At 52.6% G+C, this 18,013-nt stretch carries 15 protein-coding genes; 12 read left to right on the forward strand and 3 right to left on the reverse strand.

The window, feature by feature from the left end:
• Positions 1-77 precede the first annotated feature (77 nt).
• Complete coding sequence (locus BKX93_RS04710; RefSeq protein ID WP_046157638.1) at positions 78-1,325, reverse strand: TIGR03862 family flavoprotein; 1,248 nt, start codon at positions 1,323-1,325, stop codon at positions 78-80.
• Between the two features lie 240 nt (positions 1,326-1,565).
• Between BKX93_RS04710 and BKX93_RS04715 the strand changes: the two genes are divergently transcribed.
• The 8 genes from BKX93_RS04715 to BKX93_RS23580 all read left to right on the forward strand — a co-directional run bounded on the left by BKX93_RS04715 (position 1,566) and on the right by BKX93_RS23580 (position 11,498).
• Complete coding sequence (locus tag BKX93_RS04715; protein ID WP_046157584.1) at positions 1,566-2,192, forward strand: hypothetical protein; 627 nt, start codon at positions 1,566-1,568, stop codon at positions 2,190-2,192.
• Complete coding sequence (locus tag BKX93_RS23555; RefSeq protein ID WP_082107243.1) at positions 2,155-3,822, forward strand: recombinase family protein; 1,668 nt, start codon at positions 2,155-2,157, stop codon at positions 3,820-3,822. Before BKX93_RS04715 ends, BKX93_RS23555 begins: the two co-directional genes overlap by 38 nt.
• A 436-nt stretch (positions 3,823-4,258) precedes the next feature.
• A complete protein-coding gene (locus tag BKX93_RS23565) occupies positions 4,259-4,663 on the forward strand; it encodes a hypothetical protein (protein ID WP_082107242.1) in 405 nt (134 codons plus the stop codon).
• A gap of 83 nt (positions 4,664-4,746) precedes the next feature.
• Positions 4,747-5,055, forward strand: a complete 309-nt coding sequence (locus BKX93_RS23570) for an H-NS histone family protein (protein WP_083340443.1) — start codon at positions 4,747-4,749, stop codon at positions 5,053-5,055.
• Positions 5,056-5,324: 269 nt separating this feature from the next.
• Positions 5,325-7,970, forward strand: a complete 2,646-nt coding sequence (locus tag BKX93_RS04725) for a type VI secretion system Vgr family protein (RefSeq protein ID WP_070978935.1) — start codon at positions 5,325-5,327, stop codon at positions 7,968-7,970.
• Between the two features lie 3 nt (positions 7,971-7,973).
• The gene (locus BKX93_RS04730; protein ID WP_070978937.1) at positions 7,974-8,822 is read left to right on the forward strand and encodes a DUF4123 domain-containing protein; all 849 of its coding nucleotides are present in this window, start codon (positions 7,974-7,976) and stop codon (positions 8,820-8,822) included.
• A 22-nt stretch (positions 8,823-8,844) separates the two neighbouring features.
• A complete protein-coding gene (locus BKX93_RS23575; RefSeq protein ID WP_082107289.1) occupies positions 8,845-9,366 on the forward strand; it encodes a DUF3304 domain-containing protein in 522 nt (173 codons plus the stop codon).
• The gene (locus BKX93_RS23580) at positions 9,363-11,498 is read left to right on the forward strand and encodes a phospholipase effector Tle1 domain-containing protein (protein WP_082107288.1); all 2,136 of its coding nucleotides are present in this window, start codon (positions 9,363-9,365) and stop codon (positions 11,496-11,498) included. Before BKX93_RS23575 ends, BKX93_RS23580 begins: the two co-directional genes overlap by 4 nt.
• A gap of 480 nt (positions 11,499-11,978) precedes the next feature.
• On the opposite strand, the gene BKX93_RS04740 is transcribed toward BKX93_RS23580, so the two are convergent.
• Entirely contained in the window at positions 11,979-13,331 is a 1,353-nt protein-coding gene (locus tag BKX93_RS04740; RefSeq protein WP_082107287.1) for a DUF3100 domain-containing protein, read from the reverse strand.
• 35 nt (positions 13,332-13,366) lie between these two features.
• On the reverse strand, positions 13,367-14,560 hold the full coding sequence (locus BKX93_RS04745) for a M20 aminoacylase family protein (RefSeq protein ID WP_244887241.1): 1,194 nt from the start codon (positions 14,558-14,560) through the stop codon (positions 13,367-13,369).
• Positions 14,561-14,726: 166 nt separating this feature from the next.
• Between BKX93_RS04745 and BKX93_RS23585 the strand changes: the two genes are divergently transcribed.
• From BKX93_RS23585 to BKX93_RS24520, 4 genes are all read left to right on the forward strand, one after another.
• Positions 14,727-15,632 (forward strand): LysR family transcriptional regulator, encoded by a 906-nt coding sequence (locus tag BKX93_RS23585; RefSeq protein WP_082107285.1) that lies wholly within the window; start codon positions 14,727-14,729, stop codon positions 15,630-15,632.
• A gap of 115 nt (positions 15,633-15,747) precedes the next feature.
• A complete protein-coding gene (locus tag BKX93_RS24515; RefSeq protein ID WP_144408880.1) occupies positions 15,748-16,008 on the forward strand; it encodes a hypothetical protein in 261 nt (86 codons plus the stop codon).
• A gap of 32 nt (positions 16,009-16,040) precedes the next feature.
• The gene (locus BKX93_RS04750; RefSeq protein ID WP_070978941.1) at positions 16,041-16,334 is read left to right on the forward strand and encodes a transcriptional regulator; all 294 of its coding nucleotides are present in this window, start codon (positions 16,041-16,043) and stop codon (positions 16,332-16,334) included.
• A 59-nt stretch (positions 16,335-16,393) separates the two neighbouring features.
• On the forward strand, positions 16,394-17,890 hold the full coding sequence (locus BKX93_RS24520; protein ID WP_145929266.1) for a hypothetical protein: 1,497 nt from the start codon (positions 16,394-16,396) through the stop codon (positions 17,888-17,890).
• Positions 17,891-18,013 lie beyond the last annotated feature (123 nt).

An 18,013-nucleotide genomic window follows, 5' to 3' on the forward strand; every position in this document is an offset into this window, starting at 1 on the left:
GCGGATCGCGCCCGGGATGGGCGAATAAAATGCGATCCGGGTATTCTGTCAGGCCTGCCTGCCGCCCTCAAGTAAAACTATTTTGACGCCTGCCGTTCCAGCCAGCCGGCGATGCCCAGCCCGGCCGCGCGGCCGCTGGCGAAACAGGCGGTCAGCAAGTAGCCGCCGGTCGGCGCTTCCCAATCCAGCATCTCCCCGGCGCAGAACACGCCAGGCAGCGCGGCCAGCATCTGCCGCTCGTCCAATGCGGAGAAGCTGACGCCGCCGGCGGTGCTGATCGCCTCGTCGATGGGCCGCGCCGCAGTCACGGTCACGGGCAAACGCTTGATCGCGGCGGCCAGCCGCGCCGGGTTCTGGAAACTTTCCTTGTCCAGGCATTCGCGCAGGATGCCGGCGCGCGCGCCCTTCAGGTTCAGCCGGCTCTGCAGATGGCTGGACAAGGAGCGCGAGCCTCGCGGATGCGAAACCTCGGCCAGCACCCGCGCCTCGTCCCAGGCCGGGATCAGGTCCAGATGGCAGGTGGCGGAGCCTGCGCGGGCGATCTCGTCGCGCAGCAGCGCCGAGCAGGCGTAGATCAGGCTGCCCTCGATGCCGCTCCTAGTGATTACGCATTCGCCGACGCGCTTGAATTCGCGGCCGTCGCCGCCCTGAAAAGCCAGGCCGACGGACTTCAGCGGCTCGCCGGCGAACTTGTCGGCGAAGAAATCGCTCCAGCCGGCATCGAAGCCGCAGTTGGACGGCTGCAGCGGCGCGGTGGCCACGCCCTTTGCCTCCAGCCACGGCATCCAGCGGCCATCCGAACCCAGCTTCTTCCAGCTGCCGCCGCCCAAGGCCAGCAGCGTCGCGTCTGCGCGCACAGCCAGTTCGCCGTCCGGCGTGTCGAATTGCAGGCTGCCGTCGGCGTTCCAGCCCTGCCAGCGGTGGCGCACATGGATGCGCGCGCCAGCCTCGCGCAACCGGCTGAGCCAAGCGCGCAGCAGCGGCGCGGCCTTCATTTCCTTGGGAAACACCCGGCCGGAGCTGCCGACGAAAGTCTCCACCCCCAGGCCATGCACCCAGGCGCGCAGCGCGTCGGCGTCGAAACCCTTCAGCAGCGGCTCGATCTGCTCCGCGCGGTCGCCGTAACGGCCGACAAAGGCTGGATAGGCTTCGGAATGGGTGATGTTGAGGCCGCCGATGCCGGCCAGCAGGAATTTGCGGCCCACCGACGGCATCGCGTCGTACACGTCCACCGCATAGCCGCGCGCCGCCAGCACCTCCGCCGCCATCAGGCCCGCCGGGCCGCCGCCTATGATGGCGACGCCGCGCCTTGTGCTGTCATTCATGCCCATTCCTTGTATTCCTGTCCCGTTTTCACCATAGCCGTGGCGGCAAGGGCGCGATTGTTGCAGAAATCGGCCGTCAACCCAAGCGCAAGCGTTTTCCGGGCAATGTTTGATCCAGGCCAGAAGTCCGGTTCCCGTTCTCCAGCAGAATCCATACGGCATAGCCAGGACTGTCCGCAATCCGGCCGACAATAACGACGCCACACACACAGGAGACGGGGCCCGCCACCCCGAAACGCGATGAGAAAATTTTCCGATTGGCCGATCTGGCTGCGCCTGACCGGCGCGATCTGGACCTGCCTGGTGCTGGCCTGGGGCGGGCTGATCGCCTGGGAAACCCAGGCCAGCCGCGAGATCGCCGTGGAGCAGGCCAAGGACCTGGCCCACAGCATGAACGAAATGACCCTGGCCGGACTGACCGGCATGATGATCACCGGCACCGTCGGCCAGCGCGACGTGTTCCTGGACCAGATCCGCGAGCTGTCGGCGGTGCGCGACCTGCGCGTGATACGCGGCGACGCGGTCAGCAAGCAGTTCGGCCCCGGCAGCGCCGGCGACAAGGCCCGGCCGGGCGACGAAACCGAGCGCGCCGCGCTGCGGGACGGCAAGCCCCACATCCAGATAGAGTCCACCCCGCAATTGGGCGAACACCTGCGCGTGGTCTACCCGGCGCTGGCTTCCGCCAACTACCTGGGCAAGAACTGCCTGGCCTGCCATCAGGTGGCGGACAAGACGCCGCTGGGCGTGGTCAGCATGCGCATCTCGCTGGAAAACCCCAGCGATACTATAGGTGTACGCAATAACATAGCCTGTAGTAGAATATTTTCAAATGAAAAATTCAAAAGTTTACAGCTACTTACGATTTAGTGACCCTCGCCAAGCCACTGGCTCCTCCGCAGACAGACAAATTCAATATGCTACCCGATGGGCTGCCGAACACGGCCTAGTCCTTGATGACGCCCTGACCCTGCGAGACGAAGGACTAAGTGCCTATCACCAGCGTCACGTCAAACAAGGCGCTTTAGGGGCCTTTCTTGAAGCAATCAGCGCAGGACGCATTAGCGCAGGATCAGTCCTCATTGTTGAAGGCTTAGACCGCCTCAGTCGCGCAGAGCCTATCCTTGCCCAAGCTCAATTAGCCCAAATTATCAATGCTGGCATCACAGTTGTTACGGCGAGTGATGGTAAAGAATACAATCGTGAACTAATCAAAAATAATCCAATGGATTTAGTGTATAGCCTTCTCATTATGATTCGTGCCCACGAAGAGAGCGATACAAAATCTAAACGGATTAAAGCGGCCGTTAAAAGACAAGCCGAAGCTTGGATCGCCGGAACCTTCCGTGGGCGGATAGTCAATGGCCGAGACCCTCAATGGCTTGATTGGGATGGAGAAAAATGGATTCCCATCCCTGAACGGGTAGAAGCCTTCAAAATAGCTTTTCGTATGTATAAAGATGGATATGGGGCCAAGCCTATCTTCCAGCACCTATTCAAGCTTGGCTTGACAATGACTAATAAAGGGCTTCCCAATCACGCCAACTTTTACAGATCAATTCGCAATCCAGCACTTTACGGAACAAGGATATTAGAAGTTGGTGGGGAAAAATTTGAACTCAAGAATTATTACCCTGCAATTATCACAGAAGAAGAATATAACTCTCTTCAAACAGAGGCCGGTGGACGATTTAAATTCTCTCAAAACGGCGGGATAATTGGTGTCGTATCAGGACTTGGAATTCTACGATGCGGATATTGCGGCGCAGCTGCCGTAGTTAAAAATTATTTAAATAGAAAAAAAGAGTCAAATGGCAACATAAAAGACAGCCATCGACGATTAATGTGTTTGGGAGCCATAACGACCGGAATTCACAGCTGCCCAATGCCGGCTACATCATCCGTCGCCCCGGTAGAAAATGCAATAATGGAATACTGCAGCGACCAATTTAATCTACTATCACTGCAAAACGGTGAAGATCAATCGCTATCCATTCGCGCCAAGCTCAGCGATAAAAAAACTGAACTAATTAGCATTGAAAACAAAATTCAAAAAATTACCAATACCATACTTGAAAGCGAACTCAATGCGCCAAAATTTCTCATTAAAAAAGCAAGCGAGCTAGAAAGCCTGCAAGAACTCGCCAAAGATCAAATAGAGAAATTAGAAAATGAACTCGTTCTACTTAGTCAAAATCTAATAGAACCAGCACTTGCCGAAACATGGGCAGGATTAACTGATGGCGTCAAAAATCTTGAGAATGAATCAAGGATTTCGGCAAGAAAATTAATCTCTGATACATTTGAGAAAATAATCGTCTACACCAATAGCATCAACCCACCGGCTCGAATTTCAAAAACAAGGAAATTTTCGACAATTGATTTAGTTCTAATCCCCAAAAGGGGAAATTCTCGGACATTGCGAGTAAATCGTCTTACAGGAAAATGGGTAACGGGAGAAGACTTATTATCCACACACCAAACTTTACAGAAAAGCTAATTTAGATTAGTATTCATCCCAACGGTGGCACGCAGAAAGTCACTCGTTTTCGAGGAGGCTAGTCGTTGCCATCCTAGATGAACGTGATGAAACTTTCCCAGCTGGCAACCATCCGAACTGATTTTCCTGAAGCACACTTTTGGATTATTAGACGGAGTTCAGCAGCGCATGTTGGCAAGCCGACCCGAGAGTTCAACCCTGAACATATCGGAATTCGGATCACTGCTTTAAATTTGCTCCTCCCTGATTACCTTTATTATGTAATGGTGCATATACATCATACTGAATATTGGAAGACACTAGCGACAGGGACGCTGGACTTGGTTAACATTCGGGTTTCTGACGTTCGCAATATCGAGCTGTCACCGACGTAAGCCCCAAAAGTCCCGAGCCGAAAGGCTTGGGACTGGCTTCTTAAGTCAAGAGAGAAAAGGCCATGAAGATTCCATTGCCTAGCATTGCCGATCAACAGCAATTCATCAATGAACAAGCCACTCGCCAGGCCATCGCAACGCTTGAAGAAAATTTAAAAGCACCAAAGCTACCGCCCCAAGATGAAATAGACGAAAGTCAATATAGTCGTGCTCACCTACTCCGCGAAGGGGAAGGATGGGAACCACCACACCATGATATTGTTTGCGCCTACTTCTCCCACCTTCAAAAGCATTTCCCTCAATTCAACTCGGACAATACTTTAGGTGAACTATTAGGAACCTCTGGCCACCGCATCCGTGAGTTCAAGCAAGGGCGAAAAATGTCTTATGGTATTTGGAGAAAGCTCTTAGTCATAACAGGTCGCGCTCCACAAGATGTTTTAAAAGTCCTTGGCCGCATGGTCTAAGCTCCGTGGCCCCCTTGACTTAATCCATTTCAGTTAGTTATATTACAGCCTGTAATTATCAAATCAATAATCAAGGAACATTAATGGACTTGTCTAAACTGGACTTCCCCGAGCTGGTTGCCCTGAAAGCCGATGTAGAAGGCGAAATCAAGCGTCGTGAAGTGGAAGAAAAATCTAAGGCTAAGAAGCAAATTCTCGAACTCGCTCGCTCTTTTGGTTTGAGTGTTGAGGACGTGCTGAGCAGCAAGGCAGCCACTGTTCGCAAGCCCGTTGAAGCCAAATACCGTCATCCCGACGATAGCAATCTGACTTGGACCGGCAGAGGCCGTAAGCCGGCTTGGGTCCAAACTTGGATCGACAGCGGCAAAGCACTGGAAGCATTAGCCATCTAATTTCAGCCATCAAGAAAGCGCCTCACGGCGCTTTTTTTATTTCTGCCATACACCAAAGCAAATAATTTCTATGGTTGATTATGCCTTATCGGATCATCACTATTGCTTCCGCCTTATCCTCAAATTCAGCATGCCATATAACTAAACCTGTCCAAAAGGACAGTAACCCTTATTCACTCCCTTATCTGTAAAAGGGTTATCCTGCAGTCTTCCCATTCTGTTACAGCCCGACAAGCGCCCGACGTCAGAGGCGCACTCATGGAACTGCCATGGATATAACCGCCCTGCTCGCCTCCTTCGCCTCAGCCTTTTCCCAAGCCAACCGCCATATCACCCTTGCCATCGCCAGCGACACCGCCGGCCCGGAACAGCTACTGCCGCAGACGCTGGACGGCGAGGAAGGCGTATCCCGCCCCTACCGCTTCCAGCTGGATTGCCTGTCGCCAGATGGCCAGATCGAACTCAAGTCCCTGCTCGGCCACCCGGCCCGCATCGGCCTGATGAATGCCGAAGGCGGCGAGGACGTGCGCTGCGGCGTGATCAGTCAGGCGCGCTTGTTGGGCAGCGATGGCGGCTTTTCCCGCTATGGCATCACGGTAGAACCGCCCTTTGCCTTGCTGCGCCATCGTCGGACTTCCCGCGTGTTCCAGGACATGACGGTTCCGGACATCATCAAACAGATCATCAGCGAGCATCAGGCGGCCAATCCTGCCTTTGCCCGCGTTCAGACGCTGGACATCAAGGTGGATGCCGCCCAGCCTTCGCGCAGCTACTGCCTGCAATATAAAGAGAGCGATTTTGATTTCATCGTGCGGCTGATGCATGAGGAGGGTTTCGCCTGGCGCTTCGAACACGTCGATGGCGACAGCCCCCAGGTGCGGCTTGTCGTGTTTGACGATGCCTTCAGCCTGCCCGCCGGCAGCGCGCCCAGCGTGCGCTTTCACCGCGCCGACGCCACCGAGGAACAAGACGGCCTGACCGATTGGCAGGCCGCGCGCCAGATCGTCGCCGGCGGCGTGGCGCTGGCCAGCTACGATTACCAGCCCACGAGCACCAGCCACAGCAGCGACACAAGCCAGGTGGACCAGGGACAGGCCGGCCAGGCGCTGCAGAGCAGCCTGAGCCATTACGACTCTCCCAGCCTCTACTATGCCAGCGACGCCGACCAGCTCAGCCGCTATGCCCAGCTGCGCCAGCAGGCGCACGACTTGCAGGCCAAGACCTTCACCGGTTCAGGCGCGGTGCGCGGCCTGCAGGCCGGCGCGTGGTTCCAGCTGGACGACCACCCGGCGCACCAGGGCGACAGCGCGGAACAGCGCGAATTCGTCGTCACCGGCCAACGCATCCAGGCCCGCAACAACCTGCCGGGCGACCTATCCCGGCAGCTGCAGGCCATCGCCCCCGGCTTGGGCCTGCAGACGGCAGACCCGACGGCCGCGCCCTATCAGACCGAATTCCAGGCCCAGCGGCGCGGCATCCCGCTGACGCCGGCCTATGCCGACACCCCACACGCCAAGCCCACCAGCCTGGGCACCCAAACCGCGACCGTGGTCGGCCCGGCTGGCGAAGAAGTGCACACCGACCAACACGGCCGCGTCAAAGTGCAATTCCACTGGCAGCGGCCGGAGGAACACCCGACCATCGGCTCAGGGATGGATGACAAGTCTTCCTGCTGGCTGCGCGTGGCCATGCCTTCGGCCGGCGCGGCGTGGGGGCATCAGTTCATTCCGCGCATCGGCCAGGAAGTGCTGGTCAACTTCATTGAAGGCGATATCGACCGCCCCTTGATTACCGGCGTGCTGTACAACGGCAGCCATCCCACGCCGACATTCAGCGGCGCCGGCAGCCTGCCGGCCAACAAGACGCTATCCGGCATCAAGTCGAAAGAGCACCAGGGCGGCGGCTACAACGAATTGCTATTCGACGACACGCCAGGCGAAGTGCGCGCCAAGCTGTCCAGCGAGCCGGGCAAGACGCAGCTGAACCAAGGCTTTCTGACCCACCCGCGCAGCGACGGCAAGGCCCAGCCGCGCGGCGAAGGCTTCGAACTGCGCACCGACAACCACGGCGCCATTCGCGCCGCGCACGGCCTATTGCTGTCCACAGAAACGCAGAGTGGAGCCGGCGGCAAGCAACTGGCGCGCGAGCATGCGCAAAGCCAGATCAACAGCGCGCTGAGCCTGGCTCAAGTGCTGGGCGAAACCGCCGCCGGCCAGTTGGCCGACACCATGGAAACCGGCCCGGATGCAATCGACCCGGACAACGCCAAGAACGGCGCCAAAGAAAAAGGCAACCTGGCGCACCTGGCCAGCGCGCTGAAGGCATGGGAGGCCGGCACCAACACCAACGGCGGCGGCGAGGTTCCCGGCCAGCAGCCCGTTATCATCCTGTCCGCCCCGGCCGGCATCGCCAGCCTGACCGAACAGAGCCAGACCCTGGCCGCCGGCCAAAATCTGGATCTGATTTCCCAGCGCGACAGCAACCACACCACCGGCCGGCGCTGGCTGCACAATGCCGGCATGCATATCAGCCTGTTCGTCGCGGGCGTCAAGGACAAGGTGGCATTCAAGCTGATTGCGGCGAAAGGCAAGGTGCAGCTGCAGGCGCAGAGCGACGGCATGGAGCTGACTGCCGACAAGGATTTGACCATCACATCGGCCAAGCAAAAGATTCACGCCAACGCCAAGCAAGAAATCCTGCTGAGCAGCGGCGGCGCCTATGTCCGGATCAAGGATGGCAAGATCGAACTGCACGCGCCCGGCAACGTCAGCATCAAGGCCGGCAAACACGATTGGAGCGGGCCGGATCAGATGGGGCCGCCCTTGCCGCAGTTCCCCAACAATGTCTGCATCCCCTGCCTACTGAAAGCGATGGCCGCGCGCAGCCCGGTCGCCACCACCACGCCCGGAGCCTAAGCCATGTTCCTGCAGAATCACCACGCCCCGGAGTTGCTGCCGCAGTTGCATCAATGGATGGCCAAAAACGAGGACGGCCATTACTGCTGGCTGATGGACGGCAGCCAGCTCAGCGCCAAGGAAAAGCGCTGGCTGCTGCGCCATGGCCAGCCTTGGCAACGAGCGCTAGACCACAGCCCAATGGCTGAGCTGGAAGACTTCGGCCCGCTGATCTGGACGCAGCCGCTGCATTTGCAAGACTGGTGGCCGGACTGGCTGGCCATCACGTCCGGCCGCCCGCTGCTCAGCGTGGTGGAATTCCGCCACGCCATCCCTGATGGCGCGTTCTGGCACTGGCTCAGCGACTTCCGCACCGACGACGGGCAAAAGCTGCTGCTGCGCTTTGCCGACATCCACACGCTAGCCAATGTGCTGCCGCTGATGTCCGACGAACAATTAACGTTGCTCGCCTCCCAGGTTGCGCGCTGGGGCTGGATCGGCCGCACAGGCGAATGGGAAGCGGCCACCCTGCGCGACACGCCCGAGATTCCGCAACCGTGGGAACCGCTGGAGTTTACGCAAGCGCAATTCGATAGAATGATGGACCGCGCCCGCCCGGACATGCTCCCGCCGATCCTCGCACACCATGAGGTGGAGCTGCCCCAGGACGAAACGCCGGCATCGCTTCATCTGCGTCTTGGCCAACTGGCTGAAGCCATGAGCAGCTATGGCATTCAGGATGAGCCAAGCCAAGCGCTTTTTGCCTCCCTTGCTTTTGAGCAGGGGGATAGCTTCCATCAAGAAACAGAATGGCAAGAGTACTGGAATCGAACCCGCAAGGGGCAACTCCTTACCTCTGCGCTATCAGAATAATCAATATTGAACAGGCAATAAAATGCGCCTCCTTCTTACAATTTTGTTTATAGCGACACTAACCGGGTGTAAAGACGAAATGGTCGCAGTCCCGGTTGGAGCATACAACTACACCAATCATGACATTAATACGGTTTGGGCAAATGGAAAATGGGTCGGAGGACCTAGAGTAAACGAGGGGGGCGGAACTGCCGGCTCCATTGAGCTACCCATGAAATATGCTTCAGGAACAATTGTAAAAGTCGAATGGCAAAGAAATGCATGCATTCATGGCACGCCTGACTGTAAAAAAAGAGATGCTAGCGGGAATATTATTCAAGTCTTTGGAAGCAAGACAGTAACTATTCCGCCATACGATGGCGAAACCATGGCCGAGGTCCAAATTCTGTTACTGCCTAACAATGAAGTTAGAATCTATGCAGATAATAGAGGAATCACGCATCCGGATCACCCTTCACATAAAGAATTCGGCAATATTCTAGATGATGGATTACGTCCTCTAGATGGAATATGGCCCACAGATAAAAAGGGGGCATCGAAATGAGCGTACAAAATGCTAGCTGCCCTGCACCTGAAAAAGAAAGCATCGCTCAGAAAGCCACTCGCTTTCAAACAAAGGGGGAATTAACCAACAATAACAAAAATAATTCCCCTAGCTGCAAAACAGACGCTTGGGTAACATTCTTCTTTGATGGCACGAATAACAACCGAGACAGGGACTTAGAAGAAGCCAAAAAAACCAAGCCTCGCTCTCGTTGCGACCACTCTAATATTGTTTCGCTTTTCGACACCGCCAAGCTTGATCCAGACTCACATTACTTTTCCCACTACATGCAAGGCGTTGGGACAATTTTTAAATTAATAGGCGAAGAAGAACCCAACGACCTTGGCCTTTCCATGGCAGCCGGTGGACAGGCCCGGCTAAGCTATGCTTACTATCAGCTTTGCAATGCCATTAGCTACTCCTTCAATAAAGTTCGAATATTCCAAGCTTCAGAATTTAAAAAGGAATTGAAAGTCTCGAAGGACAGGAACCCGAATCCTAGATTTCCTGACCTATCATCACTTGATGCCGTTCAAAAAAAATTAGCACTGCACATAGGGAACAATAAAAACACCCCTAAAATTGCGATCGTCAATATTGCCGTATTCGGATTCTCACGTGGAGCTGCATTAGCAAGAGTATTTTGCCGCTGGCTGGAATTATCTTGCAAACGCCAGGGCGATACTTGGCTATTTGCCGGCTGCGTTCCGATTAGGCTTTATTTCTTAGGAATATTTGACACTGTTGCATCCGTCGGGATGGCACACTCAACACCAGGGATAGGAAGAGCACCAGGTCGCTCAGCCAATGGTGTCGTAGATGGGCAAAACAGCTGGGCTACGTCTGACATGTTAAAAGTGACCAGCTTCACCAAAAAATGCCGCCATTATGTGGCCTCTCATGAAGTGCGTTACTCCTTCCCTTTAACCAGCATTCGGCATGAAGATGGCAGCATGCCCCTAAATGCAGTTGAAGTTGTTTATCCTGGCTCTCACTCTGACGTAGGCGGTGGCTATGGCCCAGGAGATCAAGGAAAGGCCGTAGGTCATCGCCGCAAGTTGCTCAGCCAAGTTCCACTATTGAACATGTATAACGAAGCCAGATCGGCCGGCGTTCCACTACAACCATTTTCAACGTTAGCAGATAAAGAAGTACAGGGTGATTTTGAAATCGATCCATTGCTAATAAAACGCTTCAATTCATACATGGCATGGGCTAGCGCCGACGGTCGTATTGTAGAAGATGCACTATATGCCCATTTGAAAAAATATTGGCATTGGCGCATTGCTACCAGCCCGCAGTTTATGCAGCAAGATTGCATCCAACAGCTTAGCAAAGGGAGTACAGAACGTAGCTCGCGCTCCGACAAGCAAGACTTAGAGGATATGCGCGCCAGTGAAAAAGATTGGCAAGGCGACTTATCCAGAGCGCGCATAGCACAAAGCGAAGTTAATGAAGCTGCTGAGCTATTGCGGCTACAATCTGAAGAGGCCAAGAAACCCGTACCGAAGGATGTTCATGATTTCTTTGATCAACATCTTCACGACTCACATGCCTCATTCTATATGATCGGCCCGACAACGGCATGGCAGCGACAACAACGCATCGCAGATGCAAGGTATAAGAGCAAGAGCGTAATATACAACCCCGCCACCGGCCTAACACCAAAGAAACTTAGTCCATTCGAACAGAAATTGGTAAAGTGTGCGCCGGGCGACTCAACCGACCCCAAGAAAATCGATAGCTCAAACTATCCCGTAGTAACGGATAGTGATTATTCCGACCTTGTCAAAGGGGATGGCGCTGGCGGTCTGGTCGCATCTGCAATGACGAATACCCGCCGCGAGGTTGGCGGGCATGCTCACCAACGCGCAACATTCGTAGGTCGCAATGAGTGCTATGCGAAAACCACCAGTGCTATTGACTTCCTCGCACGCGACACACTAAAAGCCCGCCAGGATCAACTAGCCTATGACTACAAAGAGCAAGTCAGGATACGCAATCTTGCTTTTGAAAACCAAAAAACCATTTTGAAAGGCCAAGGACTACCGACGGATAAGCTAGAAAAGACTCATCAGCAAGATATGTTCCAGCTCGGTGTAAAATTCCGCCAACAAATCCAGAGCCTTTAAGCCTTAACCTGCCGCCCTGGCAACAACTTAGCAAGCTCTGTGATTTCAGTTTGAATCACAACTATAGCAACTGATTTTTAGAGTGTTGCCAGGCAGAGCAGACAGTTGTATGCTGGCGAATGACTCCCACTTGCAAGCGGGAGTATAAAAAAAGGGCCGCATTAAGCGGCCCCAAGGGGTAGAGCACTGAAGCCCTGGCATTAGAGACTTCAGCCCACAAATAATAACATACGCATTATATTAAGCCAATAAATAACAGCCGCTTCTATGCGGCTGTTTTCTTTTTACCACGTCCAATAAATTATAATCACCTCTCGGTTTTTTATTTATTTACACCCAATTACCTCCATAAGCCCGATACCAAAATGAGAATATCAATCAAATAAAAACGGCTACATTTCTGTAGCCGTTTGCTTTACCACCCCCAGTTACTTCAACCACGTCGCACCAACTTCTTTATTTATTCATTCCTACTTTAAATTAATGCGTACCCAGCAAAGCAAATAACAAATCACTGACCAATGCCGATCCCAGGAACGTCCCGCCAAATACCAGCATGGCGACAATCATCAAACGCCAGCCATCCCTTTTAAATATCGTGACTTCCTGCTTTGTCAGCGCCAAACCGGCATACGCCAGAACCAGCGTCGCGCAAGACAGCGCGTCCACTTGGCTAAACCATTGGTTGCGCAAATCCGCGCCAGGCAGGCCCGGCAAGCTGGCCAATACGCCGACAATGGAAATCCATATCAGCGTCGAAATCTTGAACGGCAAATAGCGGTTCAGGAAGTACCCGCTCAAGCAAATTCCCAACATCAGCGCCACACCCGGCGCCACCATCACCAGTTCTTTCTTAGGCCCCATGACATGGCTCAGCACAATGATGGCGCCGGCCATCAACATGTTGCTGACAAAGCCGGCGACACCCAGCTTAGGCTCTTCCGTCTTCACCACCTCGATGTCCGATTCATGTATTTTGGCCGCCTCAGCCTGGCGCGGCTGGCGCAGCTTGCTCAACACCTTGTACAAGCCATTGGCGAACGGCAAGGCCACATACATGCCGAAGATAACGCCGGTTGCCGATGTCAGCAGATTACTCGCTGCAGCCAGCGCAAACAGTTCATCCTTATGCGTGGGCAGGATGGCTGTCAGCGTGGCGGCGCACGCGGCCATCATGCTGCCGCTACCGACGCCGCAGGCGATGCCCAACGCCTTATTGCTGAACACGTCCCAAGAAAAGACCAGCGGCACCAACAGCGAGAAAAAGATCGTGCCGAACATCGTCCCTATCGCGTACACGCTCAGCGTTCCCATGCCTTCCAGACTGCGCAGGCCGTAGCGCTCGGAAATGACGGCAATGTTTGGCTCACGATCAATGGAGAAGGTCGCCCCTACCGCCTCGCGCCCCATTCGGAACAACAGCACAGCAACCGGCATGGCCACTAGGGAAGTCGCCACGTTGCCGATCTCATGGAAGACCAGCACCGGCCCGGCCGCGATAATCGCGTTGATCTGCGGCCCCAGCAAGGTCGCCAGCTTGGCCCCCAGCGGCAACACCGCAATCAGTATCACCTGACTGAGCGAGTTTCCGACCGTCGGCCGCACCCAGCGGGCCGCAAGCGGATTGACGCTTGGGTTACAGATAGCGCCCAGAACAAAAGCGTACAGCAGGGGCAACAAAATGATGTTGCCCTTGCCGACCGCAAACTTTTGCACATAGATCAGCTCAGCAATGATGACGATGCCTATCGTGATTAGATGCGCCAGCTTGTTAAACCCTATGCCGCCTACCCCTTCCAACTCCCTGTACTGCTCTACGCCTGCATGTGCCATTTTTTTCTTTCTGCAGCTTCGTTGTGAACCCCGGCTTAGGGCGCCAGGATGGTTTCCACCAGCTTCACCCAATACGCGGCGCCCACGGATAGCGCCTGATCGTTGAAGTCGTAATGCGGGTGATGCAAGCCTGCTCTGCACGCCTCGCCCCCCACGCCCAACCAGGCATAGCAGCCCGGCCGCTGTTGCAACATGAAGGCGAAGTCTTCGGACCCCATCGACGGCCGCTGATTGGTCTTGATGTTCTCCGGTCCCAGCAAGGCCGCGGCGACTTCAATCGCTTGCCGGGCTTCCGACTTGGTATTGATCGTGGCCGGGTAGCGATACCAGTAATCCAGCTCGGCCTCGACACCCATGGCCAAGGCCACTTGATCGACCACTTCACGCATCCGGGCTTCGATCAGGGCTTGTACCGACGTTGACGCGTGCCGCACCGTACCGCGCAATACCGCGCGCTCAGGGAGGATGTTCCAGGTGGACCCGGCTTCCACTTGCGTAATAGACAGCACAACCGGGTCCAAGGGATCGACGTTACGGCTGACGATGGTTTGCAGCATGTTCACTAGCTGAGCCTGCGCGACCACCACGTCGTTGACCCGATTCGGCATCGCCGCATGGCCACCCTTGCCACGCAGGCGGATTTCGAAAATATCGAAGGCGAACATGATCGGCCCCGGATGCGTCGCCATCTGGCCAACCGGCAAATCTGGCCAGTTATGCAAGCCATAGACGCTATCCACCGGGAAGCGCTCGAACAGGCCGTCATCCAACATGTCACGGGCGCCGCCTTCATTCTCTTCCGCCGGCTGGAAAATGAAATGCACGACGCCGTCAAAATCCTTGCTATTGGCCAAATGCCGCGCTGCGCCTAGCAACATGGCGCAATGGCCATCATGGCCGCAGGCATGCATGCGGCCTTTATGCTCAGAGCGATAAGGCAAGTCGCCCTCTTCCTGCAGATGCAGGGCGTCCATGTCCGCCCGCAGCCCAATAGCGCGCGTTCCCTTCCCCGCCCGCAGCGTACCCACAACACCGGTTTTACCAATCCCGGTTTCCACTTCCAGTCCAAAGCTGCGCAGTAACTCAGCTATTTTCCCTGCCGTGCGATGCTCTTGAAATGCTGTTTCAGGGTGGCGATGGATGTCATGCCGCCAAATGGCCATATCCCGCGCTTCCGCATCAGATATTTTGTCAAAGCCGGTAACTCTTACATGTGCAATGGTTTCCACTTTTCCCCTCCCTTTAAATTCCCACTAGGACTTTCAATGCACTCGCTTGAGCCGAGTAAGAACCATGTCATAATGAGGGGCAATTCTAACCATCCATCAACTAATCGCCAATATCACAGATTAAAAATTTTGTTGCAGGCAGCGCAACAGGACTAATAGGGAATGTATGGAATTTAATGATATTAATGTTAGATATTTTTTTGAAGCCACCCGACTTGGAGGCATTCGGGCCGCTGCCGACTACCTCGATGTCTCACCATCCGCAGTTAGCCGCCACATCACCCAACTTGAAAATGAGCTAGGCATTGCATTATTTGAACGCCATCGCAGGAACATGATTCCAACACTGGAAGGTAATATTTTACTGGAATACTACAAGAGACATCAGACTGAACAAGAAACCGTAAAAACACGCTTGCAGGAAATTAAAGGTATTCATCGTGGCCATGTCGGTATCGTGACGGGCGGTGGGGTGATAGAGGATTTACTTGAGGCGACCAAAATATTCAGTAAGCAATATCCAAACATCACATACAATGTAGACATCCATGGCACCAATGACATCATAAGCGCCATCGTTACAGACAAAGCTCATATTGGTATTGTTTTTTATTCAATGCCCAACCCACACCTTAGAGTGCATCGAACTTCTATTCAGCCCCTTTATGCAATAGCGGCTCGCGGTCATCCGCTAGCCAATGAAACGCAACCGATTAGCTTTGCCCGCTTAGTACAAGAAAAAATCATCATGCCAGATATAAGCTTTGGCGTTCGGCAGATTCTACGCGATGCGGAAAAGAAAGAACGCTGCGAAATTATCCCCTACATTCAAACGAATAGCTTTGCTGTCATGATAGCGTTTGCCATTGCCGGGGAAGGCATCACAATTCAACCAAAATTCTCGGTACGAAAAGAAATTGAAAATGGCAGTTTAGTCGCCATCCCAATTCAACAGCAAAATCTTGAACAAGCAGAGTTACACCTAATCACACACCAAGGGCGCCAGCTAGGAATAGGCCCAGCCCGTTTACTGGAAATTCTGGCCAACAACATGCCCGCTTTCGTAGGCTGAAAAATAGTGACTGGCTCAACCTACCCACTTGACTTAGCCCCATTGGGGCTATAGAATTCGGCTCATAGGGTAGCGCATCAGGCGCAGCCCGCCACCCCTGAAAAGGAAGATAAAAATGGCAAGCTCCATCGCACAAGAAATTCACAGCCTGAAAATGCTGAGCGCGCAAATTGAATCCTTAATTAAAAAGGAAACTGGCGCAGAAATAGAATGGACATTCCGGGGGAAAGGAAATGAGAGATTCACAATCTCAGGCACTCCACGCGATGTGAATACTGCGGTGGCATTTTCTGCCCGAATGAAATCTTTACGACTTGAAGAACCCATCGTTTACGACGAAGAACTAGACACGTCCTTCGCCTACTTATGTAAATAAACCAGGGGCCTCGCATTGCGAGGCTTTTTCACATGAAAATTATCGAAAACTATACCGCCCCCACCACTGACGACCTTGCCAATCTGCGAAAAGCTCTTGGCTTTCAAGGCGAGGACATGGCGCACCTTGCGGGCGTGTCGGGCAGTAGCCAATGGAGAAAATACACTGGCGGCGCAGAGCCAAGAAAAATGAGCCTGCACATGCTGTTTTACGCTGCAGCACGCCTTACCCTGCCTGAACAAGAAATTCTTCAAGTCTTGGAAAAAATGCGTGAAATAGGTGCAACATTCGATTACAACGAGACCTCTAAAAAAATAGAGGGATAATAGCCACTCTGATTTCTATCCAGGCGAAATTGGCCTTATCAAAATTAGCATGGTGAGCTATGAACATTTTCGATACGTATAAACCTCTTCGCAATAAAATTAAAAAATATGATCTTGAAAAATCTTTGATTGGATTCTGGCGCTATGCCAATCACATAAGTGATAATACACCACTTCCCAGCGCTTCATGGTATTTCTATAATGGAACTACCTATATTCCACCCAGGGAGGTAATATTTCCATGGCAACTAGAAATTGCCTTAAAAGAACTTGTTTTAAATTGCAGTGAAAAAGGCGATGTAAGCATCGACCAATTTCATAACTTTGGAACTATCCTCGACGGCATAAGTAAAACCATCAATGCAGCTGACGGCATAAATCTTGATCGATCTAATATTTTTAATGGCATACTTAGAATATTGCATCAGCAGGTTGTATGGCAAGCAGGAATTCCATTTAGATCAATGCTAAGATATTATGAAATATTTAAACACCCAGACATATCCGCTTTGCTTCTTGAAAAATATGGACTGAATGCTACAGATATATTCCTCATTTCTCACCTATTGCTAGTTTCTCTTAAACAAAGCCCATTTATAGATCTCGATAAAAACTTTACCGAAATTGGCATTCCAAAAGACCTTTCATACAAATTGCTTTATGCGCTTATCGACAACTTAGAAAATACTAGAGCCTGCCTTAAAAATGACCAAGAATACAATAACTCATGGGCATACACGAAAAATCATCTTCGTTCCTTCCCATTAATTAAATTAAAAAACGGAAGAATAATATGCCCCTTCCCCTCTCTTCTTCACAAGAGACTAACAGAAGGTCTATACTTTGATTTTGTAAAAAATCCAACCTTCTCCAATCCTTACGGGCATTCATATGAGAATCACATTTTTAATGTCATTACTAAAACCTTTCCCTCCAATTACGAAGTAAAAAAAGAAACACCATACACTGTAAACAAAAATAAAAAACACGGATTTGATGCATTAATTGGCAGTAAAAATACATGCCTGCTCATTGAATGCAAAACATATCGCGCGCCACTGCTTGCCATATCTTCACAAGGTGGCGAAGAATTTAAAAAAGCTATAACCCGTCTCATTGACGCCGTAATTCAAACCTGCAAGAATGTCAAGGACATTGCAGATGGTCATACCTCATGGAACCTATCAGATCGAAAAATTGTCGTCTTTATTATCACTCTTGAGCCATGGTTTTTAGACGGCTTAAGTATGTTTTTGGATATGGATGCCGAAATTGAAACCAAGCTAAAATCCAAAAACTTTGACATGGCGCTCTATTCAACTATTGATTACTACATATGCTCAGCTGATCAGTTTGAAAAGTTCTGCCACATCACATCCCAAGTTGGCCTTGATAATTTTCTCCAAAAAACAGATAAGAAGTCCCATAGCATTAATAGCGCTCTAGATGGCGAATACTCATCGCATAGGATTAACTTCCCGCACACTACTATTTTTGAATTGGTAGATAAATTTAAAGAGCGAGTAAATCCATATTTTGATGAAGCACAATTCTAAAAAAATGCCCTGCCCCGCAGGGCATTTTTTTTACTTACCAAGCTAATGAAGAGATCGGGCGCTACACACCCCATACTGCATAGCCAAATTCATATATCCCCTTGCCACCTCATCCCAATTATC

The sequence above is a fragment of the Chromobacterium vaccinii genome (assembly GCF_001855275.1).
Lineage (GTDB): Bacteria > Pseudomonadota > Gammaproteobacteria > Burkholderiales > Chromobacteriaceae > Chromobacterium > Chromobacterium vaccinii.

Coding starts and splice junctions, on each gene's coding strand:
- BKX93_RS04710 (WP_046157638.1), bottom strand. CDS start 1,325: ATGAATGACAGCACAAGGCGCGGCGTCGCCATCATAGGCGGCGGCCCG.
- BKX93_RS04715 (WP_046157584.1), top strand. CDS start 1,566: ATGAGAAAATTTTCCGATTGGCCGATCTGGCTGCGCCTGACCGGCGCG.
- BKX93_RS23555 (WP_082107243.1), top strand. CDS start 2,155: ATGAAAAATTCAAAAGTTTACAGCTACTTACGATTTAGTGACCCTCGC.
- BKX93_RS23565 (WP_082107242.1), top strand. CDS start 4,259: ATGAAGATTCCATTGCCTAGCATTGCCGATCAACAGCAATTCATCAAT.
- BKX93_RS23570 (WP_083340443.1), top strand. CDS start 4,747: ATGGACTTGTCTAAACTGGACTTCCCCGAGCTGGTTGCCCTGAAAGCC.
- BKX93_RS04725 (WP_070978935.1), top strand. CDS start 5,325: ATGGATATAACCGCCCTGCTCGCCTCCTTCGCCTCAGCCTTTTCCCAA.
- BKX93_RS04730 (WP_070978937.1), top strand. CDS start 7,974: ATGTTCCTGCAGAATCACCACGCCCCGGAGTTGCTGCCGCAGTTGCAT.
- BKX93_RS23575 (WP_082107289.1), top strand. CDS start 8,845: ATGCGCCTCCTTCTTACAATTTTGTTTATAGCGACACTAACCGGGTGT.
- BKX93_RS23580 (WP_082107288.1), top strand. CDS start 9,363: ATGAGCGTACAAAATGCTAGCTGCCCTGCACCTGAAAAAGAAAGCATC.
- BKX93_RS04740 (WP_082107287.1), bottom strand. CDS start 13,331: ATGGCACATGCAGGCGTAGAGCAGTACAGGGAGTTGGAAGGGGTAGGC.
- BKX93_RS23585 (WP_082107285.1), top strand. CDS start 14,727: ATGGAATTTAATGATATTAATGTTAGATATTTTTTTGAAGCCACCCGA.
- BKX93_RS24515 (WP_144408880.1), top strand. CDS start 15,748: ATGGCAAGCTCCATCGCACAAGAAATTCACAGCCTGAAAATGCTGAGC.
- BKX93_RS04750 (WP_070978941.1), top strand. CDS start 16,041: ATGAAAATTATCGAAAACTATACCGCCCCCACCACTGACGACCTTGCC.
- BKX93_RS24520 (WP_145929266.1), top strand. CDS start 16,394: ATGAACATTTTCGATACGTATAAACCTCTTCGCAATAAAATTAAAAAA.